The 20,629-nt window shown below is 74.3% G+C and carries 16 protein-coding genes; 10 read left to right on the top strand and 6 right to left on the bottom strand.

Annotated features, from left to right (window positions below; genetic code table 11):
* Positions 1-75 precede the first annotated feature (75 nt).
* The gene (locus tag ACFU3E_RS26995; RefSeq protein ID WP_384163387.1) at positions 76-651 is read left to right on the top strand and encodes an NADAR family protein; all 576 of its coding nucleotides are present in this window, start codon (positions 76-78) and stop codon (positions 649-651) included.
* A 51-nt stretch (positions 652-702) separates the two neighbouring features.
* On the opposite strand, the gene ACFU3E_RS26990 is transcribed toward ACFU3E_RS26995, so the two are convergent.
* Entirely contained in the window at positions 703-1,167 is a 465-nt protein-coding gene (locus ACFU3E_RS26990) for a DUF4190 domain-containing protein (protein WP_062929340.1), read from the bottom strand.
* Between the two features lie 69 nt (positions 1,168-1,236).
* Positions 1,237-1,866, bottom strand: coding sequence for a DUF4190 domain-containing protein (locus tag ACFU3E_RS26985; protein WP_384163382.1), 630 nt, complete (start codon positions 1,864-1,866; stop codon positions 1,237-1,239).
* Between the two features lie 235 nt (positions 1,867-2,101).
* Between ACFU3E_RS26985 and ACFU3E_RS26980 the strand changes: the two genes are divergently transcribed.
* Positions 2,102-3,163, top strand: a complete 1,062-nt coding sequence (locus ACFU3E_RS26980) for an adenosine deaminase (RefSeq protein WP_384163379.1) — start codon at positions 2,102-2,104, stop codon at positions 3,161-3,163.
* Entirely contained in the window at positions 3,160-3,885 is a 726-nt protein-coding gene (locus tag ACFU3E_RS26975; protein ID WP_384163375.1) for a glycerophosphodiester phosphodiesterase, read from the top strand. Before ACFU3E_RS26980 ends, ACFU3E_RS26975 begins: the two co-directional genes overlap by 4 nt.
* Here the strand turns inward: ACFU3E_RS26975 and ACFU3E_RS26970 are convergent.
* Entirely contained in the window at positions 3,830-5,497 is a 1,668-nt protein-coding gene (locus ACFU3E_RS26970) for an RNA polymerase sigma factor (protein ID WP_384163372.1), read from the bottom strand. The genes ACFU3E_RS26975 and ACFU3E_RS26970 overlap by 56 nt on opposite strands.
* A 163-nt stretch (positions 5,498-5,660) precedes the next feature.
* On the bottom strand, positions 5,661-8,624 hold the full coding sequence (locus ACFU3E_RS26965) for a LuxR C-terminal-related transcriptional regulator (protein ID WP_384163369.1): 2,964 nt from the start codon (positions 8,622-8,624) through the stop codon (positions 5,661-5,663).
* Between the two features lie 291 nt (positions 8,625-8,915).
* Here ACFU3E_RS26965 and ACFU3E_RS26960 point away from each other — a divergent pair, with 291 nt between their 5' ends.
* The 3 genes from ACFU3E_RS26960 (at position 8,916) to ACFU3E_RS26950 (ending at position 12,408) form a co-directional block, all read left to right on the top strand.
* On the top strand, positions 8,916-9,584 hold the full coding sequence (locus tag ACFU3E_RS26960; protein WP_384163366.1) for a LuxR C-terminal-related transcriptional regulator: 669 nt from the start codon (positions 8,916-8,918) through the stop codon (positions 9,582-9,584).
* Positions 9,585-9,736: 152 nt separating this feature from the next.
* Positions 9,737-10,426, top strand: coding sequence for a DUF4255 domain-containing protein (locus ACFU3E_RS26955; protein ID WP_384163363.1), 690 nt, complete (start codon positions 9,737-9,739; stop codon positions 10,424-10,426).
* Positions 10,423-12,408 (top strand): ATP-binding protein, encoded by a 1,986-nt coding sequence (locus ACFU3E_RS26950; protein ID WP_384163360.1) that lies wholly within the window; start codon positions 10,423-10,425, stop codon positions 12,406-12,408. The genes ACFU3E_RS26955 and ACFU3E_RS26950 overlap by 4 nt, the downstream gene beginning before the upstream one ends.
* Before the next feature lie 11 nt (positions 12,409-12,419).
* On the opposite strand, the gene ACFU3E_RS26945 is transcribed toward ACFU3E_RS26950, so the two are convergent.
* Positions 12,420-13,844 (bottom strand): RICIN domain-containing protein, encoded by a 1,425-nt coding sequence (locus tag ACFU3E_RS26945; RefSeq protein WP_384163357.1) that lies wholly within the window; start codon positions 13,842-13,844, stop codon positions 12,420-12,422.
* A gap of 86 nt (positions 13,845-13,930) precedes the next feature.
* Positions 13,931-15,526, bottom strand: coding sequence for a DUF4157 domain-containing protein (locus ACFU3E_RS26940; protein ID WP_384163354.1), 1,596 nt, complete (start codon positions 15,524-15,526; stop codon positions 13,931-13,933).
* Between the two features lie 241 nt (positions 15,527-15,767).
* Here ACFU3E_RS26940 and ACFU3E_RS26935 point away from each other — a divergent pair, with 241 nt between their 5' ends.
* The 4 genes from ACFU3E_RS26935 (at position 15,768) to ACFU3E_RS26920 (ending at position 18,513) form a co-directional block, all read left to right on the top strand.
* On the top strand, positions 15,768-17,351 hold the full coding sequence (locus ACFU3E_RS26935) for a phage tail sheath family protein (RefSeq protein ID WP_384163349.1): 1,584 nt from the start codon (positions 15,768-15,770) through the stop codon (positions 17,349-17,351).
* Between the two features lie 69 nt (positions 17,352-17,420).
* Positions 17,421-17,864 (top strand): phage tail protein, encoded by a 444-nt coding sequence (locus ACFU3E_RS26930; protein WP_384163346.1) that lies wholly within the window; start codon positions 17,421-17,423, stop codon positions 17,862-17,864.
* Positions 17,864-18,358 (top strand): hypothetical protein, encoded by a 495-nt coding sequence (locus ACFU3E_RS26925; RefSeq protein ID WP_384163342.1) that lies wholly within the window; start codon positions 17,864-17,866, stop codon positions 18,356-18,358. Before ACFU3E_RS26930 ends, ACFU3E_RS26925 begins: the two co-directional genes overlap by 1 nt.
* The gene (locus tag ACFU3E_RS26920) at positions 18,355-18,513 is read left to right on the top strand and encodes a DUF6760 family protein (RefSeq protein ID WP_384163339.1); all 159 of its coding nucleotides are present in this window, start codon (positions 18,355-18,357) and stop codon (positions 18,511-18,513) included. The genes ACFU3E_RS26925 and ACFU3E_RS26920 overlap by 4 nt, the downstream gene beginning before the upstream one ends.
* Positions 18,514-20,629: the final 2,116 nt, after the last annotated feature.

The raw sequence follows: 20,629 nt of genomic DNA, 5'->3' as shown, positions 1-20,629 counted from the left end.
ATCTGTCGACCAGGTGTCGAGTCCACCGCGAAAAGGCAGGACGCTGTGTCAGTGGTGCGTGCCAGACTCGCGTGCATGGAGAAGATCACGGGGGCGGTCGGCTCGCAGGAGGCTCTGATCAGGGCGGTCCGCGACGGGGCAAGGATCAAGTATCTGCACTTCTGGGGGCACCGGCCGCGGCCGGACGGCCGGATCGGGGCGAGCTGTCTCAGCCAGTGGTGGCCGGCGCCGTTCACGGTCGACGGCGTGGCCTACGCGACGGCCGAGCACTGGATGATGGCGGCCAAGGCCCGGCTCTTCGAGGACGCGGCGGCGGAGCGTGCCGCGCTGGCCGCGGGGCATCCCGCCGAGGCGAAGAAGGCCGGGCGCCTGGTGCGCGGGTTCGACGAGGCGACCTGGGCACGGGAGCGGTTCCGGATCGTCGTCGAGGGCAGCGTCCACAAGTTCGGCGCGCATCCGGAGCTGCTGGCGTACCTGCTGGGCACGGGTGACCGGGTGCTGGTCGAGGCCAGCCCCGTGGACCGGGTGTGGGGCATCGGGCTGGCCGCGGACGACGAGGCGGCGATGGATCCGGAGCGGTGGCGGGGGCCGAATCTGCTGGGCTTCGCGCTGATGGAGGCGCGGGAGCGGCTGGGGACGGCGAGAGCATGAGTGAAGGACCGGTCCCGTGGACCGGCCCCTCACGAACCCCGGGAGCTGCCTTCAGGCCGCCGCGCCGAGCCCGCCCATGATGCTGGCGAACAGCAGGAAGCCGAGCAGCGGCAGGATCACTGTGGCGATGATGCCGCAGACCAGGCCCGCGGTGGCCGCGCCCTTGTTGGTGGCCTCACCGCGCGTGGCCTTGCCGCGGCCGACGGCGCCGAAGATGATCGCGAGGATGCCCAGGATCACGCCGAAGAACCACAGGATGAACGTCACGCTGCACACCACGCCGATGATGCCCAGCACCAGTCCCGTGGTTCCCATGCCGTTGCTCGGCTGCGCGGGCATCCCGTAGCCGGGCGCCTGCGGGTAACCCACGGGCGGCGCCGCCGGGTAGCCGGGGCTGCCCTGGGGGTAGCCGTAGCCCGGGCCGGGCTGCTGTGGATAGCCGTATCCCGGGGCCGGCTGCTGCGGCGGCTGGGCCGGCGGGCCGAAACCACCCGGGGGCGGGTTGGTGTTGGACATGGACGATCTCCCCTCCGTTGTCAGACCAGGGCATCGTAATGGCCAAGTCCGTTGCGGAGGGCGGCCGTTTCAGCGGTGGGACGGGGCGGTGGCCACCGGGCCGAGGGTGCCGTAGTACGGGTCGTCGTCGTGGTCGTCGCTGTTGATCGCGGCCGTGATGCCGACGGCGATCAGGACGATCACCGTGATGCCGAGGATGATCCCGATGATGCCCATGATCAGGCCGGCCTGGGCCTGACCGTGGTTGGTGGCCACTCCGGCCTCGGCGCGCTTGCGGCCCTTGATGCCGAAGACGACGGCGAGGATGCCGGTGACCAGGGAGACCACGCCGTAGAGGCAGAAGAGGGTGCAGGAGATGATGCCGAGCACCATCGCGGCGACACCCATGCCGTTCTGGGGGGCCACGGGCATACCGGGCCAGCCGTAGCCGGACTGGGGGTAGCCGGGGTAGCCGTAGCCGCCGGGTGCTCCCGGGCCGGTGGGGGCCACGGGCGGGGGCGGGACGGCACCGGTGCCGGGGCCGGGCGGGTCGAACTGCGGTGTGCCGGTGGGCGGGGTGAAACCCGGCATGGAGGTGACCGTGGCCTGGTCGTGCACGGACGGCGGCTGCGGCGTCTGGTTCTTGTCGAGCGAGGGCGTGCTCTCCGGAGGCGCCCACGGGTCGTGGCTGCCTCCGCCGGGCTGCGTCGCGTCCGTCATCGTGCGTCCCCCCTGGGTCGATCGTGCCGTCATGCTACGGGCCGTCCGATGCGTGCCACAGTGCGGGGTGGACGGGGGCTGCGCGCACCCGTGCGTCGGAGCCGCAGTCCGCCGGCCCCGCGCCCCCGGGAAGGGCGCCGCACCCACCGCATACGATGAAGCCGAGTCATCGATCAGCCGATCACCCGCGCCCGCCCGCCCTGTGCCGGCCGGGGCGCCGTTCCGGGGAGGAACCTTGACCCAGCATCTCGTCGACGCCCGCGCCCCGCGCGACCTCACGGCGTTCATCGCAGGACTGCCCAAGGCCGAACTGCATGTGCACCACGTGGGATCCGCCTCCCCCCGGATCGTCTCCGAACTGGCCGCGCGGCACCCCGACTCGAAGGTGCCGACCGACCCAGAGGCGCTGGCCGACTACTTCACGTTCACCGACTTCGCGCACTTCATCGACGTGTACCTGTCGGTCGTCGACCTGATCCGCACCCCCGAGGACGTCCGGCTGCTGACGTACGAGGTGGCCCGGGACCTGGCCCGGCAGCAGGTGCGGTACGCCGAGCTGACCATCACCCCCTTCTCGTCCACCCGCCGCGGCATCGACGAACGGGCCTTCATGGACGCGATCGAGGACGCCCGCAAGGCCGCCGAGGCCGAGTTCGGGACCGTGCTGCGCTGGTGCTTCGACATCCCCGGCGAGGCGGGCCTGGAGGCCGCCGAGGAGACGACCCGGCTCGCCACCGACGACCGGCTGCGCCCGGAGGGCCTGGTCTCCTTCGGTCTCGGCGGGCCCGAGGTCGGCGTGGAGCGGCCGCAGTTCAAGCCGCACTTCGACCGTGCGATCGCCGCCGGGCTGCACTCCGTACCGCACGCCGGCGAGACGACCGGGCCGCAGACGGTGTGGGACGCGCTGACCCACCTGCGGGCCGAGCGCGTCGGGCACGGCACCAGCTCCGCGCAGGACCCGGAGCTGCTCGCGCACCTCGCCGAGCACCGGATCCCGCTGGAGGTGTGCCCGACCTCGAACATCGCCACCCGCGCGGTGCGCACCCTCGACGAGCACCCGATCAAGGAGTTCGTGCGGGCCGGGGTCCTCGTCACCGTCAACTCCGACGACCCGCCGATGTTCGGCACCGACCTCGCCAACGAGTACGCGGTCGCCGCCCGGCTGCTCGACCTCGACGAGCGGGGTCTGGCCGAGCTGGCGAAGAACGCCGTCGAGGCGTCCTTCCTGGACGCGGCGGGCAAGGCCCGGATCGCGGACGAGATCGACACGTACACCGCGCGGCGGGTCACCCGGTGACGCCCGCCCCGGTCGCCGTGGCCCACCGGGGCGACCCCTACCGCGTCCGCGAGAACACCGTCGCCTCGCTGCGTTCCGCCCTGCGCCGGGGCGCGGACGCGGTGGAGATCGACGTACGGCTCACCCGGGACGGCGTGCCGGTGCTGCTGCACGACGCCACGCTGAAACGGCTCTGGGAGCACGAACGGCCGGTCCTCGCGCTGTCCTTCGCGGAGGTGAGGGGGCTGACCGGCGGCGGGGTGCCCCCTCTGGCCGAGGCGCTGAGCGCGACCGACGGGCACCGGGTGATGATCGACCTGCCCGGGTCGCCCGACGTGCGGGCGGTGCGCCGGATCATGGGCGTGGTGGAGGAGTCGGGGGCGGCGGACCGCGTCTACTACTGTGCGGGCGCCGACGCCATGCTCGCCGTGCGCGCGGCGCATTCCGCCGCCGAGATCGCCCTGACCTGGACGACGCTGGCCCCGCCCCGGCCCGTCCTGCTGGAGGCGATCCGCCCGCGCTGGCTCAACTACCGCTTCTCCCTGGTGGACCGCCCTCTCGCCGAGCGCGTGCACCGCGACGGCCACCTGCTGTCCGTGTGGACCCCCGACACCCGCCGCTCCATGCGGCGGCTGCTGCAGGCGGGCGTGGACTCCATCACGACGAACCGCGTCGACGTGCTGTGCGCTACACGCGCGAGCGCTGCGGCACCGTCGCCGGATCGGCCGGGGCCGAGCGCGTGACGTACTGCGGCACCGGCGCGCTGTCCGTGCCGGTGTCGCGGACGAGCCCGTAGCGGAGGGCGCCGTCGACGGGGCCCTCGTCGACGTCCTTCACCACCGCGTCCCGGTTCGACGGGGAGACGGCGATCCCGTAGTCGCAGCCCCGTTCGTTCTGGTTGAGGGTGACGGTGCCGTCGAGGTAGAAGAACTCGTTCTGCCACATCTGCTGGGTGCCGGGCGGGAGGACCGCGTAGCCGATGTCCGGGCCGCCCATGCCGGTGACGTAGCCGTTCGGGGCGCCGGGCAGCGGGTCGTCCATGCGGCGCGAGCCGCCGGAGGCCACGTGGAACAGCTTGCCCTTCAGGCCGGTCCAGGTCGGCATGACCACCGCGCCGGGCCGGGCGTGCGGCGAGATCTGCCAGCGGACCAGGACATAGCCCTGACCGCTCAGCGTCACACTGTCGCCACGGTGCTGCATGACGGCCCTCGGGCCGCCGGTGCTGGTGATGCCGGACTCGGGGCGTCGGGGCAGGGCGGCGGGCCGGGCGTCCGGGTCGGGGGCGCGGTCGACGGCGTCGACGACCGTGCCGTACGGGTCGGTCTTCCTCTTCGCCGACGGGGAGGGCGTGGAAGTGGGCGTGGAAGTGGGCGTGGAGGTGGGCGTGGAGGTGGGGCCGGCGGAAGGCGGCGGTTCGGACGTGGCCGTCGCCGTGGGCTTGACCGCGGCCCGGGGCGGCGGGGCGTCCGGCGGCTGGGTGACGACGTAGGCGCCGCCCGCGACGATCGTCGCGCCCGCCGTCATCGCGACGGCCGGCTTGGTGAGCGCGCCGAGCAGCTTGGCGGACCAGCCGGCCGAGGTGGCGGCCGCCGCGGTCTTGCCGCCGAAGGCGAGCGACAGGGTGAACCCGGCGGGCAGCGGGACGAGGGCGATGCCGGCCAGGAGGCGTTCGGCCGGGACGACGGCCTCGCGGGTGCCGCCGCAGTAGCCGCAGCCGCGGACGTGCCGGGCCAGCCGCTTGCGCCACACCGAGTCGGGCCGGCCGTTCCAGCGGCCGGTCAGTTCGCGCAGGCCGGGGCAGGCACCGTCCAGAGCACGGACGATGCCGCGCGAGGTCTCCAGGCGCTCCTTCATCCGCTGGACGCGCACCGCGGCGTGCTGCCGGGTGATGCCCACGGCGGCGGCCAGTTCACGCCGGGTCAGGTCACCCGCGACCTCCAGCCACCACAGCGACAACAGCTGCCGGTCCTCGTCGTCGAGCCACCGCACCGCCTCGGCGACCTCGCGCCGCTGCCCCTCCAGCTGGAGCCGCAGCACGGTCAGTTCGGCGAAGTCGGAGGCCGCCGCCTCCTCCAGCCGGTCCGGGGTGCTGCGCCGGGCCCGGTCGCGGACCTGCCGCATGGCGATCGCCACCAGCCAGGACCGGAAGCTGTCCGGGTCGCGCAGCGAGCCGAGGTTGCCGACCGCGCGCAGCATGGTCTCCTGCACGACGTCGTCGACGTCGGCGTGCCCGTTCAGGGCCCGGCCCACGATGTTGTAGACCAGCGGCAGCCAGGCCGCGACCAGCTCGTCCAGCGCCCGCCGGTCGCCGGCCTGCGCCGCCGTGATGACGGCGTGCCAGTGCTGACTGTCCACGGTGGCCTCTCGACGCCTGGGTTCACTGATGTTCCGCACGCACCCTCTCAGCCGCTCCCGGGGTCCCCGCCATGGCGGGGATCACAAAGTGGGGACGGCGTGAAGGGCGGGCGATAACACTTTTTGCGTCCGGCGCTCTGAGAACACGTCCGGGCGCGAGCCGTCAGTCCCCGTTCAGCGCCTGCCGGAGCTCGGCCCGCCGCCGGATGCCCAGCTTCCTGTACGTGCTGGTCAGATGGGTTTCCACCGTGCGCCGGGCGAGGTGGAGGAGGCCGGCGATCTCCGTGTTCGTCCGCCCGTCGGCGGCCAGGCGCGCGATGCGCAGCTCACTTCCGGTGAGGGAGCCGGAGCCGGTGCGGGCGGTGGCGGGGCGGCGGGCCCCGCCTTCGCGCAGGGCCTCCTCCGCGAGCGTCCGCAGCCGGACCGCGCCCAGGCGTTCGGCACGCTGTGCCGCCGTCCGCAGGCACTCCCGGGCCCGGGCGCGTTCCCCGGCGGCGGTCAGCTGCCGGCCCTGCGCGAGCAGCGCGGAGACCAGCTCCCCCTGCGCTGCGGGCGGCGCGTCCGTGAGGAGCTGTACGGCCTCGTCGGCCAGGAGCAGGCCCCGGCGGCCGCCGGTGACCGTGCCGAGGACCCTGAGGGCGCGGCCGACCGTGCGGGGTGTGCCCCACACCCGGGCCAGGCGCAGCTCCTCCTCGGCCAGCGTGAGCGCCTCCCGGGGGCTGCCGAGGGCCAGCCGGCACTCGGCGGCGGCGGAACGCCACGGGGTGACGACCGGGCTGACCACGTCACGGGCCGTCTGGCGGCGGCCACACTCCAGGAAGTCGTGCAGCGCCCCGGCCGTGTCGCCCGCCGCGGCCCGCTGCGTGCCCCGGGCGTACAGGAACCGGTTCAGCTCCCAGCTGTCGGGCGCCTCGCGCAGGTCGAAACCGTCGGCGAGACGGCGCGCCTCCTGAGTACGTCCGGTCTCCACGAGGGCGATCAGCGTGACGGCATGCACGTTGGAGGGCCCGTGGGCGGGCGCGGGTCGTTCGGCCGGCAGCTGCGCGTACTCACCGCGCGCGGCGGCGAGGTCGGCCCGGGTGTTGAGCAGGGCCGCGTGCATCGGGTGCAGCAGGTCGGGGCGCTGGCCGGCCAGTCCGCGGTCCACGAGGCGGTCGGCCTCGTCGAGTTCGTCGGCCCACTGGGCGACCGCGGCGGCCGTCCCCAGCAGGAACGGCTCGGTCAGCGGGTGGGCGGGCTCGGCGAGCAGGGCCCGCACCTGCCGCATCGCGTCCTGCGCCGAGGTCAGTGCGGCCGTGGCCGCGTACCGCACGAGCAGTGCCCGGGCCGCGGGGCCGACGAGTTCCGGTGAGCGCTCGGCGGTGTCGCTCAGGCAGCGGTACACGTCCTGGCGGACCGTCTGGTCCTGGTCGGACAGCAGGGCGGACGCGGTCTGCAGCGCGGCTCCCAGGTCGGGGTGCCCGGAGAGCTGGCCGTCCACCGTGCGCAGCACCTCCACGGCGGCCCGGGTCCGGCCCCGCCCGGCCAACGCGGTGCCGAGGGCGACGGCGGCACGCACCCGGTCCTGCGGCGTGCCGTGCAACCGCAGCGCCTCGGTGAGCCGGCTCATCCCGGCCGAGGGTTCCCGCCCCGCGCACTCCAGGGAACCCAGCTCGGTCAGGATCCGCTGCCGGTGGTCCTCGGGGAGCGGCTCCTCCAGGGCCCTGCGCAGGAACATCACGGCCTGGTCGGAGCGGGCCTCGCGCAGCGCGAGAGCGGCGGCGTCCCGCAGCACGGCCGGGGCCCAGGGGGCGCCCACAGGGCCGGACAGCAGCAGCTGCCGGGCCACCGTCCCGGTGGGAGCGCCGCGGTGCAGCAGCGCCGCGGCGGCGGCCCGGTGCACCGCGCGCCGCCGGGCTTCGGGAACGCCCGTGAGGACGGCGTCCCGCAGCAGCGGATGGGCGTAGCGGGGGTGGCCGTCCGGGCCGGGGCGCAGGACACCGAGCCCGGTCATGGCCGTGAGCCAGCCCGCCACCCGGGCCGGATCGGCCCCGGCGACCCCGGCGAGCAGCCCGGCCGGGGGCCCGCCGGGGTCGCCGGTGGCCCGTCCCACCGCGCCGTCGCCCTCTTCGAGCACGGCGAGCACCCGCGCGACCTCGGCCGTGGCAGGACCGGCACTGTCCAGCCACCAGTGCACGGCGGCCGGGTAGGAACCGGGGTAGAGGGCGGCGGAGGTCTCGGGGACGGGTGGGTAACAGGGGGCAGGGCCGGGGCCGGGGGTAAGGAGGTCGCCTGCCGGCAGGCGGGAGGGGGTACGGGGATCGCCGGCCGGGAGGTGGGAGAGGGTGCTCGGCTCGTCGGCCGGGGCGTAACCCCGCGTGCCCTCCGCGTCCGCCGGGGCACGCCCCGCGCACCGGCGAGGAAGCACAGCCCCGAGGTCGTCCAGGAGCGCTCGCAGCAGCAGGGGGCTGCCCGCCCCGGCCCGGGCGCAGGTCCCGATCCACTCGGCGGGAGCGTCCGGGTGCTCCGCACGCACCAGCCGCGCCGCCGAGGACGGAGTGAGAGGGACGAGCGTGTGGGTGGTGACGAGGGCGGGCGAGAGGGTGTGGGTGAAGCCGGGGGCGGGCGGTTCGATGTCGTACTGGCTGCGCTCGGTGACGGCCAGCAGGACCGGCAGGGGTAATCGGCCCACGTGCCGGGCCGCCTCGACGAGCCAGCGGTAGGAGGGCCCGTCGGCCAGGTGGACGTCGTCCACGGCGAGCAGCATCGGGGAGGCACTGGCGTGCGCGTGCAGGATCCGCCAGAGCAGTGCGGCCTGTTCCCGTTCGTCACCCGCCGGGTCGGGCCTCTCCAACGCGACGACCGGATCGAGAAGTTGCAGGACCGCGGCGAAGGGCCCGGCCGCGTAGCCCGGTGCGCAGCGTGCGCGCAGCACCCGCATGCCCTGGGCGGCGGCGGCCTCGACGGCGGCTTCCAGAACACTGGTCCGGCCGGTTCCGGTCGCGCCGCGCAGCAGTACGACGCCGCCCGTTCCGGACCGTGCGCGGGCGATGCCGGCGGCCAGCAGGGCGGCGGCTTCCCGGTGTTCGCCGGGCAGGCCGGACCGTAACCGCCCGGGCTGGGGCTGCTCGCGCTGCGGATCGGGCATTCCTGCCTCCTTGGTCGGACGTGGCGCCTTCCCCCGACGAGGACGGCCGGTGCGTGGGGCCGGTGCCGTGACAAGGGCCACGGCGGCGGAATCCGGCCCGGGCACGACCGGACGGGCCGTCATGTCCTGCCCCGTGCGGGGCTGTTGACGGACCGGTTCGTTCCCCGATCTCGTGGTCCCTCTCGTGGTTCTCCACGATTGCGCTCAGCCCACTCGTCCCAGAAGGCTGATGAGTGCACATCAGCCACCGACCCCACGAAGGTGGCGCGCACGCGGACATAGGGGAAACGGTTGCTCAGCTCATCGCGGACCACACACCCCGGCTCGGCCGGCTCCGCGGCCCGGATACCTGTGGCGGTGCACGCCGCAGACCCGATCTCACGCGAGGGGGCCGTCAGCCAGCTGCGCCGGTTCCCGGAGATCGACCTGCGGGAGGAGACCGGTTCCGGTCCCGGCACGGTGGCCCTGCTCATCGACGACGTGCTGGACGACTCGGCGCTGACCCGGCTGCGCCGGCTCGTGCGCAGCGAGGGCGCCCGGGCGGTGCTCGTCGTGGGTGCCCTGCGGGAGACGGAGCTCCTCGACGTGATCGAGTGCGGGGTCGGTGCCATCGTGTGGCGGCGGGAGGCCACGGCGACGCGGCTGGTGCAGGCCGTGCTCGCGGCCGCCCGCGGCGACGGCGACCTGCCCGCCGACCTGCTGGGCCGGCTCATCAACCAGGTGGGCACCCTGCACCGCAGCGCCGCAGGCCGTTCCGGCGCACCGGCCTCGGGGATGACACCGCGCGAGGTGGACGTGCTGCGCCTGGTCGCCGAGGGGTTCGACACCGGTGAGATCGCCAGCAAGCTGTCCTACTCCGAACGCACCGTCAAGAACGTGATGCACGGGCTGACCACCCGACTGCACCTGCGCAACCGGGCGCACGCCGTGGCGCATGCCCTGCGGGAAGGCTACATCTGACCGAACGGGCATCCGAAATCGCCCCCGCGGGCAGGGATTTCTGCCCCGCCGCCGTCCCCGGCGTCCCTGCGGGCCCGGGCACCTCGGAGGGCAGGATCGAAAGGGCGGCAGGTGATACGCGGGACGAGCGGGGCGGAAGCGGGAGCGCAGCGGTGATCCACGAAGTGGACGAGGTCCTCAAGGGCCTGCTCGGCGGCGGCGCGCTGGCCGGCTCCGGCATCGACATCGCCCTCGACGCCCCGACCCGCGACTGGGCCGCCCGCCGCAACGCGCCCACCGTCAACGCGTATCTCTACGACATCCGGGAGGACGTCGCCCGCCGCCAGCGGGGGCAGCTCCCGGTCCGGGACGACCGGGACATCATCGTCAAGCGCCGTCAGCCCCCGCGCTGGTTCCGGCTGTCGTACCTGGTGACGGCGTGGACGAAGCAACCCCAGGACGAGCACCGGCTGTTGTCCGCCGTGCTGGCCACGCTGATCCCGCGCGAATTGCTGCCGCCCTCCGAACTCCCCCGTTCCCTCGCCGCGCTGGGCATGACGATCCCGGTGTCGGTGGCCGGCATCCAGACCGAGTCGCGTTCCCTCGCCGAGATCTGGTCCGCGCTCGGCGGCGAACTCAAGCCGTCCCTGGACCTCGTGATCACCGCGCCCTTCCCGGCCTACCCCGAGTACGAGGCCGGGCCGCCCGTCACCGAGGGCGCCGCGGTACGGGTGAGTGCCCTGGACGGCACGCCGCCCGGCGCGGAGGAACGCGCCCACAGTCCGCGGCAGGTGGCGGCGGCCGAGGAGGCCCGCAGGAGAGCCCGGCGCATCGCGGGACGGGGACGGAAGCCGGCGACGTGACCGCACAGACCTCCGAGGCGGCCCCCGCCACCGCGCTCCTCGCCCGCCTCGCCGAGCTGCGGCACCAGGCCGCCCTGCTGGTCGAGCACCGGTCGGCCGGCGACCCCACGGCCGGCGACCCGCTGCGCGGCCTGTACCTGTCGGACGAGGCCGTACGGCATCTTCTGCGCCCGGCCGAGCCGTTCCCGCTCACCTGCCCCGCCCCGGACGGGCCGCCCGGAGACCGGCTGGCCGAGCTGTCCGCCCGGCTCGGCCTGACCGAACTCGACAGCGCGCTGCTCCTCATCGCGCTCGCCCCGGACCTGGACCGCGGTTTCGAGCCGCTGTACGGCTACCTCAACGACGACGTCAGCAGGCGGCGGGCCACCGTGGCCCTCGCCCTCGACCTGTGCGGCGTCCCCGTCCACCTGGCCGGAGCGCGGGCCCGGCTGCGTCCCACGGCCCCGCTGACCGCGCTCGGGCTGCTCGCGGTGGAGGAGCCCGAACGGCCCTTCCTCAGCCGCTCGTTGCGGGTGCCGGACCGGCTCGTGGCGCATCTCCTCGGCGACGACACCCCGGACGCGGCACTCGCCGGGCACCTGCATCCGCTGCCGCACACCGTCCCCGGCGACGACGAGGAGTTCACCCGCTTCACCGGCCTGCTGGCCGCTCGCCTCACCGCCGGTGCGCCCCTCACCGTGTACGTCCGGGAGCGGCGCGAGGGCGACGGACTCCCCGGCGTCACCACCGCCCTGCGGGCCGCCGGCGTCACCGCCGTACGGTTCTCGGGCCCCGGGGACCGGGTTCCCGATCTGCTGCGCGAGGCCCGGCTGAGCGGCCTCGCGGTCGTCGTCACCGGGCTGCCGGAGCAACCTGGGCCACTGTTGCGGCAGTTGACCGCGGCGGACGACGTGCCCGTGCTGGTCACCGGGACGGGCGCGTACGACCCCCAGTGGTGCGACGAGGAGCCGCTGGTCCTGGACGCTCCCCCGCAGCGTGCGGGCGTGGTGCAGGCCTGGTCGGCCGCCCTCGGCGGGGAACCGGACTTCGACCTGGCCGAGACCGTCGCCCCGTACCGCCTCGCCGGTGACCACATCACCCGTGCCGCCCGCGCGGCCCGGGACCTCGCCGCGTTCGAGGGCGCCCCGCTCTCCCCCGCCCATCTGCGCCTCGCCGCCCGTCGGCAGTCCGCCTCCGGGCTGGAGCAGCACGCCCGGCGGATCCGGCCGGCCGTCGACTGGCGGGACCTCGTCCTGCCCGAAGGGCCCCTGGCCCAGCTGCGGGAACTCTCCTTGCGCGCCCGCCACCGCGACCGGGTCCTCGGCGACTGGCGGCTCAGCGCGGGCGGTGGCCGTGGCCGGGGTGTCCTCGGCCTGTTCGCGGGCGACTCCGGCACCGGCAAGACACTCTCGGCGGAGGTGGTGGCGGCCGATCTCGGACTCGACCTGTACGTCGTCCAGCTGTCGTCCGTGGTCGACAAGTACGTCGGCGAAACCGAGAAGAACCTCGAACGCATCTTCACCGAGGCAGACCGCACCGACGCGGTGCTCCTCTTCGACGAGGCCGACGCCGTCTTCGGCAAGCGGTCCGAGGTGAAGGGCGCGCACGACCGGTACGCCAACCTGGAGAGCTCCTACCTGCTCCAGCGGCTGGAGTCCTTCGACGGCATCGCGCTGCTCACCACCAACCTGCGCGCCAACATCGACGAGGCGTTCACCCGGCGCCTGGACCTGGTGGTCGACTTCCCGTTCCCGGACGCGGGGCAGCGCCTCGCGCTGTGGCGGCACAGCCTGTCGCACGTGCCGGGCGCTGACGGCATCGAACCGAGCGCGGTGGCCGAGGACTTCGAGCTGGCGGGCGGCTCCATCCGCAGCGCCGTGGTGACCGCCGCGTACCTGGCCGCCGGGCGGGGGGACCGGGTCACGGCGGGCGACCTCCTGGAGGGCGCCCGCCGCGAGTACCGCAAGGCCGGCCGCCTGGTTCCGGGGGAAGGCACCTGGTAGCGGCCTCGGCCTCAGCCCTCCGACGGCTTGATGATGTCCCACTCCTGGTCATCCGTGTTGGAGCAGTCGAAGAGGGTCAGGTTGGTGCCGTCACCCCCGGTGCTGTAGCCGGCCACGTCCAGGCACTTGTTGTTGCTGGCGAAGTTGCGGATCCAGTAGGAGCCGCTCGGCTGCTTGTCGAGCCACCACAGCTGGTTGTCGCGGGTCGTGCCGTCACAGGTGTACTCGGTGATCGGGGACCGCACGGCGGCGGCTCCGTAGTACGGCAGGTCCACGCACAGCTGGTCCTTGACGTTGCGGATCAGGAACAGCGCCTGGCCGCCCGGCCCCTTGTCCGGGTACGTCACCTCGAGGTTCCACCGCTGGTTGCTCTGCGGGGACTCGTTGCACGCGAACTGCTGCACGCGGCCGTCGATCTTGCCCTTGCCGGTGCCCGGCAGGCTCGCGCACTTCCTGGTGGTGGGGTTGCGCAGCAGGATGTTCTCCGCCGGCACCACGGGCTTGGGGGGCTTCCTGGTCTGCTTGGGCGCACCCCCGCCTCCGCCACCGCCACCGCCTCCGCTTCCGTTGCCGCCCTCCGGCTGCTGCGGGGTCGGCGACGGTGGCGGCGGGGCCGAGGTGAGGGCCGGGGTGGGGGTCGGTGAGGGAGCGAGCGTGCTGCCTGCCTCCACGGCGGCCCCGGGGCCGGCCTTGCTGGCGACCGCGGGCTTGTAGGTGATCCACAGCATGAGGAAGGTGAACGCGAGGGCGAACAGGATCCCGAAGCAGGTCGCCAGCCAGCGCGGCAGGAACCCGCGCTGGACGAACGTCCCCTCCACGGGCAGCGGTTCGGCGCCCGAGCGCTGCACCGTGAGGGTGTAGGGCCGCTGCTCCTTCGACCCGAACCAGATGATGTTCTTGGGCTTGAGCGTGGCCTTGACGAAGGCGGCCCGGCCCGGCTCGATCTGGACGTTGCCCGGGTTGAGGTCGTACGACAGCTCGTCGCCGTTGTCGCTGCCGCCGAGGGACGCGGTGAGTCGGGTGTTGCCCACGTTGTCGACCGCGAGCCGGGGCCGCCCCCGCAGACGCCCCTTGACCGTGGGCGGCACCAGTTCCGCCCGCACCTCCGTGAACGGGGTGATGGTCAGGTTCCCCTCGGGGACCGTGGTCGCCTCGGGGTGCTCGGTCGGCGTGATGCGCACCGCGTACGGGTTGGGCCCCGCCGCGGCGTCGGGCGTCCGCGGCGGCGCGAACGTCAGCTCCACCGTGCCGGTCGTGCCGGGGTAGAGGCGCAGGGCCGCCGGTTCGACCGTCGTCCAGGGGGCGACGGGTCCGACCGGTTCGAAGCGGTACTCGTCGACGACGTCGCCGGTGTTGCGCAGGCGCAGCCGGACGCGCGTCACGCTGCCCGGGTCGACGGTCGCGGACGCGGGTTCCAGGGAAGTCCACAGGCTCACGGTCGCGACGCTAGCCGGGACCCGACGGCGCGTCAGGAAGCGCGAGGGCACGATGACATGACCGAACGGGCCACGCGGCGGGGCCTTCAGGTCCGGGGCGTCTGAGCCCCGGTCGCCGTCAGGATGAACTGGGCGTAGGAGTCGGCGTTCATGAGGGCGCGGCGGCCCAGGGCGTACCAGTTGGCCTGCTTGGGCCGGAACGTCTGCTCGTCCTTGCCGGTGAACTCCTTCGGGTCGCGCACCTTGCGCCGGTCGAGCGTCGAGGGCTCCATCGCCGCCGTCACTTCCGGGTCCGCCGCGGCCAGGAAGTCGTCCTCCTTCACCTCCTCGAAGTACGGGCTGTACTGGAAGTCGAGGGTGCCGGCGAACCGGTGGGTGGCCTCATGGACGATGTACCAGGCGTTCTGCCCGCGCTCCAGCAGGTTGATGGGGCCGGAGCGCTCCACCATCGGCGGGAGTTCCTCGCTGGTCTTCCGATGGCCGAGGTGGAACAGACCCGCCAGGTTCTCCGACAGGTTCCCGTCGACCCAGGCGGTGGCGTTGCCCGGCACGCCGGGCACCCCGGTGCCGACCAGGGCGATCTTCGCGCCCTGCGCGTTCAGCCCGGCCTGGATGCGCTGGACGACCTCGGTGATGTGCGGCAGGAAGGCCCCGAGCTGCTGGGGCGGCACGGCCCGGAACAGGGGGAATCCCGACTGGAGGGCGGCCAGCAGCGGGCCGCCGGGGGTGCCGTCGGCCGCCTTCAGCAGCTGGAGCGCCGAGGCGATGCGGTGTTTGGCCTCGGCGACCGCGCGGCTGGTCCCCGTGGTGAGACGCGCGAGATCCCGCTCCGGGATGTGGCCCTTCGTGGAGAACTCGACGTTCTCACTGCTGTGGAGCTGCTCGGTCTCGTCGTCGTAGCGGTCACCCGGGCGGGGCTTGCGCCCGGGGTCCAGGCCCAGGTCGCCGGAGGTCTTGAGGGCATCGGAGCCGTCGTCGCCGCGCCACCGGTAGTGGGGACGTTCACGCTCGTCCTGGACGCTGGCGCCCGGATCGAACGTCCACACCGTGCGCTGCACCGTCCCCGCCTCCGGTGCGCCGCCGGCCGGCGTGCCGGTGCTCTCGTCCGGGGTGCCCCGGCCGGCCGGCACCGGCCCGTTCATCACCCGCCGGGCGTTCTCCACCGCGTGCCGTTCGCCCGAGTCGTCCTCCTGGGAGACCCGCACTCCCGCGCCGTTGTCCGTGCCGGGTACGGGGCCGGTCATCTGGTCCTGGTAGTGGGTGAGTTCGTGCGCCCAGTCCTCCTTGGTCAGCGGCGCGCCCTCGACGATATGGGCGCCGGAGGTGTACGCCTTCGCGCCCAGCTCGGCCGCCGACTCCTGGGCGAGGGGCCCCTTGTGCACACGGACGCCGCTGAAGTCGGCGCCGCCGAACCGGGCTTCCATCTCGCTGCGCAGTCCGGAGTCCATGCCCTGCCCCGGGGTGTTCAGCACGTCGTGCACCAGGGCGCGGCGCTGCACGGAGGGTGTGTGTCCGCAGTTCCCGTCGTGCTCGTGGCGCTCCTCCTCGACGGCACGGGCCACGGCCGCGTTGCCGGCCAAGCGCTGCAGGGCCAGCAGGCGGTGGGCCGGCGCGCCGGGGGCGTCCGCGCGGCGGTCGTCCCGGTCAGCGGCCCGCCCGCCCCGTGTTCCGTGTGCGTGCACGGCGTTCCCCTCGATGATCTGCGGCTGACCCGTCAGCTGTACCCGCCCGCGCGGCGGCACGGGAGGGCCGGGAGGGCAGACGCGGGGGCAGAGCCGCCGTGCGGCGGTCCGGGGGCACCCCCGGTCCTGCCCTCGCGGGCAACGGGATTGCCCCCGCTCAGGCACCGGAGGCCGTTTCGGCGGCGGTCGGGCGCGCGCGAGGGTGAGGTGTTCGTGACTCGTACCCCGAGGAGAGCAGAGCATGCCGTCCTACCTGTCGCCCGGCGTCTACGTCGAGGAGGTGGCCAGCGGCTCGCGCCCGATCGAGGGGGTGGGAACGTCGGTGGCGGCCTTCGTGGGGCTCGCCCCGACCGGTCCCCTGAACGAGCCGACGCTGGTGACCAACTGGACGCAGTACGTGGCGGCCTTCGGTGAGTTCACCGACGGGTACTACCTCGCGCACTCCGTCTACGGCTTCTTCAACAACGGCGGTTCGGCCGCGTACGTCGTCCGCGTGGGCGGCTCCCCCGAGGGTGCTCCCGCCGACGCGGAGCAGGGCCCCGCGGCCGTGACCGGCCGCTCGAACGCCCCGGCCGCTCTGCCCGCGGGCGAGCCGAAGCAGCTCGGCACGTTCACCGTCACCGCCGTGGCGCAGGGCGACCTGAGCGTCGAGGTCGCCGACCCCGAGGGCGAGGGCCCCGCCGAGCGGTTCAGGCTGATCGTCAAGGACGACGGCAAGCCGGTCGAGACGTTCGACGTGACCGCCAAGAAGGGCGGCCGCAACTACGTCGTCACGCAGGTCAAGGAGCGCTCCAAGCTCATCGCCGTCACCGAGGCCGCGCCGGCCGCACAGCTGGCCCGCCCGGACAACCAGACGGTGGCCCTGGCGGCCCCGGCGCCCGCGGCCGCTCCCGCCGAGCCCGCGGACACCTCGCAGCCGGGCCCGGCCCAGTACCTCGGCGACTCCGCCGACCGCACGGGTTTCGGCGGTCTGGAGGCCGTGGACGAGATCTCCATGGTCGCCGTGCCCGACCTGATGGCCGCCTACCAGCGCGGCGCGATCGACCTGGAGGCCGTCAAGGCGGTCCAGCTCGGGCTGATCGCGCACTGCGAGCTGATGGGCGACCGCGTCGCCGTGATCGATCCGCCGCCGGGCCTCAACGCCCGCCAGATCCGCGTCTGGCGCCAGGAGACGGCCGGCTACGACTCCAAGTACGCGGCCCTGTACTACCCCTGGATCAAGACCTTCGACCCGGCCGGCGGCCACGCCCGGCTGGTTCCGCCGAGCGGTCACGTCGCCGGCATCTGGGCCCGCAGCGACGCCGAGCGCGGCGTGCACAAGGCGCCCGCCAACGAGGTCGTACGCGGCGCGGTGGACCTGGAGACCCAGATCACCCGAGGCGAGCAGGACCTGCTCAACCCCATCGGGGTCAACTGCATCCGGGCGTTCCCGGGCCGTGGCATCCGCGTCTGGGGCGCCCGCACCCTCTCCTCCGACCCGGCGTGGCGCTACCTGAACATCCGCCGGTACTTCAACTACCTGGAGGAGTCGATCCTGATCGGCACCCAGTGGGTGGTGTTCGAGCCGAACGACCACAACCTGTGGGCCCGGATCCGCCGCAACATCTCGGCGTTCCTGGTCAACGAGTGGCGCAGCGGGGCGCTCTTCGGGCAGCGGCCCGAGGAGGCGTACTACGTCAAGTGCGACGAGGAGACCAACCCGCCCGAGTCGGTCGACGTCGGCCGGGTCGTCTGCGAGATCGGCATCGCCCCGGTCAAGCCCGCCGAGTTCGTGATCTTCCGCCTGGCCCAGTTCTCCAGCGGCAACGGGGAGCTGGAGGAGTAGCCCGCCCCGGATCCCCGGCCCCCGCCCCCGTAAGCCCTTCACGACCTCTGTCACAAGGACATCCCACACATGAGTCTCCAGCCGGGTGACGCCCTCACCTCACACAACTTCGGCCTCCAGATCGACGGTGTGATGGTCGAGTACCTCGCCGAGGTCAGCGGCCTCACCCTCGAACAGGACGTCATCACCTACCAGCAGAACACCGCGCAGGGCAGGTCCGGAGTGGCCCTGCTGCCGGGCGTGCAGAAGAACGGGCAGTGCACCGTCGTGCGCGGCATGACCCAGTCGGCGTCGTTCACCCAGTGGATCAACGACTCCATCGGCGGCCGGATGGCCACGGCCCGCAAGAACGCCTCGATCATCATGATGGACTTCGAGGACAACCCGGTGAAGCGGTACAACCTCCGCAACGCCTGGTGCAGCAAGATCGACACGAGCACGGTGAAGGCCGGCGAGGCGGCCGCCCTCACGGAGACCGTCACCATCGTGTTCGAAGAACTGGTCATCGAGTAATGCGGCGTACGGCTGCGAGGGCGGGCGGGGCCGCGCCGGAGGCACCGGGGACCGCGGAGTCGGGGCCGGAGTCGGCCCGGGACTCCGCGGTCCCCGCGCAGGCCCCGCCCCTCCGACAGGACCACCTGCGGACCGAGTTCCCCTTCCAGCTGCCGCGCGGCTACGTCGACGACGCGGGCACCGTGCACCGCGACGGCGTCATGCGCCTGTCGACGGCGAGGGACGAACTGGTCCCGCTGCGGGACGTCCGCGTCCAGGAGAACCCGGCGTACCTGTCGGTGGTCCTGCTGGGCCGGGTCATCACCCGGCTCGGCACGCTGGCGATGGTCCACGACGGGATCGTGGAGAACATGTTCGCCTCCGACCTGGCGTTCCTGCAGGACTTCTACCGCCAGATCAACGCCGAGGGACACACCCGCGCGGCCGTGCGGTGCCCCCACTGCACGGAGCCCTTCGAGGTGGAGCTCGGCGGGAGCCGCCTGGGGGAATCGTGACGTACGCGACCGACCGGCTGCACGAGGAGATCGCGTACGTCGCCTACCACTTCCACTGGAGCATGGACGAGATCCTGGACCTGGAACACCACGACCGCCGCCGGTTCACGAACGAGATCGCGTCCTTGGTGACGCGTGCCGGGGCGGAGGGCTGAGGGATGGGGTTCCTGGGGCGGTTGCGGGCGCGCGGGAACGGGGCGGACGCCCCCGGCGCCGGTGGCGGCGGGGTGGCCGCCGGTGCGGCGTCGTCGGACGGCGGGGCGGAGGCCGAGGCGCGGTCCGATGCCGGTACGGGCGAACCGCGCGTCGTCGGGCGGGCGGACGCCGGTACGGACGTACCGGGCACCGGCGCCCAGGCGGATGCCCGCCCGGCGGTGACCGCCTCCTGGACGAAGCTGCCGCCGATCCGGCGTGCGCTGGCTCCGGGGCAGCGGTCCGGGGTCGCGGACGCGGGATTCGGCGGGCGGCTGCCGACGTGGCAGAACCCGTCGTTCGTGGGCATGGTGCCCCACGCGGTTCTGGACGGGCGGTCCAGCGCCATGCTCGCCGACGTGCCGGGCCCGACGTCCGGCCGGCCGGTGTCGGGCCTCGAACGCCGCGCGGGTGCACTGCCGTTGGCCGGTCCGGAGCCGGTGGCACAGCGGCCGCCGGCGGTACCGCTGCGCACGCTCGCCCCGACGGGGCCGGGGGTGGCCGGTGAGCCCGGTGCTGCCGGTGCCGTGGCGGACGCGGCGCCGGCTGGTCCCCGGGGCACCGGGTTCGGACCTGCCGTGCAGCGGAAGCGCAGTGACGTCACACCGGCCCCGTCCGCGGGCTCGTCGCCGGGCGCGGTGCGTGCGGTGAGGCCCCTGGCCGCTGCGTCCGGCCGTGACGCTGCCACGGGGACCGGGGCGGGCCCGGCCCCGGCCAGGACCGGCACGCCGTCGGCCCCGCCGCGCACGGTCGCTGCGACGCCTGCGGGCGGAACCACCCCCGCCACAGCACCACGCACCCCCTCGGCCGCGCCGCGCTCCCCGGCCGCCACACCCGCGCGCCCGGGTCGCCGAGTCGACGGCTCGACCCTTCCCGTGCCGTCGGCCGGAACCGCTTCCCCGCCGCCCGCCTCCGGTCTCCGGGTGACCCCCGTACCGGCGCACCAGCCGTCCCGGCCGGGGTCGTTGACGAGGACGCCGATGACGGCGCCTCCGGTACAGCGACGGACCCTGCCGACGGCACGTGGCGCCCTCGGGCCCTCCAGGGGCAGCACGGCAGGTGTGGCACCGACGGCGACCGACGGCGGTCGAGCCCCGGTCCCCACCACCACGCCGGTGCCCGCCTCGCCTCCGGGGCCCGCCGGCACCGCGCCAGGGATGAGCGGCACCGGTGCGTCCGAGACCGTGCAGGCCCAGCGAACGGTCCGGGCGCCGGGAACCCCGGCCGGCCCCCACAACGCACCCCCCGACTCCCATACGCCGGTGCACCGCACGCCCTCCCGTCCCGACGGGCACTCGGCGCCCCGTTCCGGCGCCCCTTCCGCACCCGGCTCCCCTCAGGGCCCGGCGCACCACGTGCCCCGCCCTGCACCTCCGCCCAACACCCTCACGACACCCAACTCCCCTCAGGGCCCGGCACACCAGGTGCCGGACCCGGCACCTCCGTCCAGCACCCCCACGACGCCCGACGCCCCTCACCCCCCGACGCACCACGTGCCCCGCCCGGCGGCACCACCCAGCACCCCCACCACGGCATCCAGCTCCCCCGACATCCCGGTGCAGCGGTCGGCACGCCCGTCCACCGGCACGACCGCAGCGCACCCCGGCACCCCGGTGCCCCAGTCCGGCGGCGTCCCGGTACAGCGCATGACCGCGGCCCCGCGTGACGCGGTGCGGGGACACGACCGAAGCACACCCGGGCTCGGTGACGTGCCGTCCGCGCCCCCTGGCGCCCCCGGCCCTGCGACGGCCGCCCGGGGGATCGACACGAACACCGGCAACCGCCCGTCCGCCACGGCAGCACCCGCGCAGCCGCCTTCCCGTCCGGCCACTTCCTCAGCCCCGACAGGACCGCAACGCCCCGCGGAAGCCTCCGCCGAGCACCCCTCCGCCCCGGCCACGCCCTCAGCCCGCCCCATCGGAGCCTCCGCCCAGCGGCCCCCCGCCCCGGCCGGACCCCCACACCCGACCCCGGCACACCCCCCCGCGGAAGCACCCGCCCAGGCACCCACCCATCCGGCCACATCCTCAGCCCCGACAGGACCGCAACGCCCCGCGGAAGCCTCCGCCGAGCACCCCT

Source organism: Streptomyces sp. NPDC057424 (genome assembly GCF_042803315.1).
In the GTDB taxonomy this organism is placed as follows: Bacteria; Actinomycetota; Actinomycetes; order Streptomycetales; family Streptomycetaceae; genus Streptomyces.
The sequence above is the reverse complement of the archived record's forward strand: the minus strand, read 5'-3'. Positions and strand labels throughout refer to the sequence as shown.

Excerpts from the sequence above, each read along its gene's own strand:
- ACFU3E_RS26990 (WP_062929340.1), bottom strand. The coding sequence starts at position 1,167 with ATGTCCAACACCAACCCGCCCCCGGGTGGTTTCGGCCCGCCGGCCCAG.
- ACFU3E_RS26935 (WP_384163349.1), top strand. The coding sequence starts at position 15,768 with ATGCCGTCCTACCTGTCGCCCGGCGTCTACGTCGAGGAGGTGGCCAGC.
- ACFU3E_RS26925 (WP_384163342.1), top strand. The coding sequence starts at position 17,864 with ATGCGGCGTACGGCTGCGAGGGCGGGCGGGGCCGCGCCGGAGGCACCG.
- ACFU3E_RS26965 (WP_384163369.1), bottom strand. The coding sequence starts at position 8,624 with ATGCCCGATCCGCAGCGCGAGCAGCCCCAGCCCGGGCGGTTACGGTCC.
- ACFU3E_RS26995 (WP_384163387.1), top strand. The coding sequence starts at position 76 with ATGGAGAAGATCACGGGGGCGGTCGGCTCGCAGGAGGCTCTGATCAGG.
- ACFU3E_RS26930 (WP_384163346.1), top strand. The coding sequence starts at position 17,421 with ATGAGTCTCCAGCCGGGTGACGCCCTCACCTCACACAACTTCGGCCTC.
- ACFU3E_RS26985 (WP_384163382.1), bottom strand. The coding sequence starts at position 1,866 with ATGACGGACGCGACGCAGCCCGGCGGAGGCAGCCACGACCCGTGGGCG.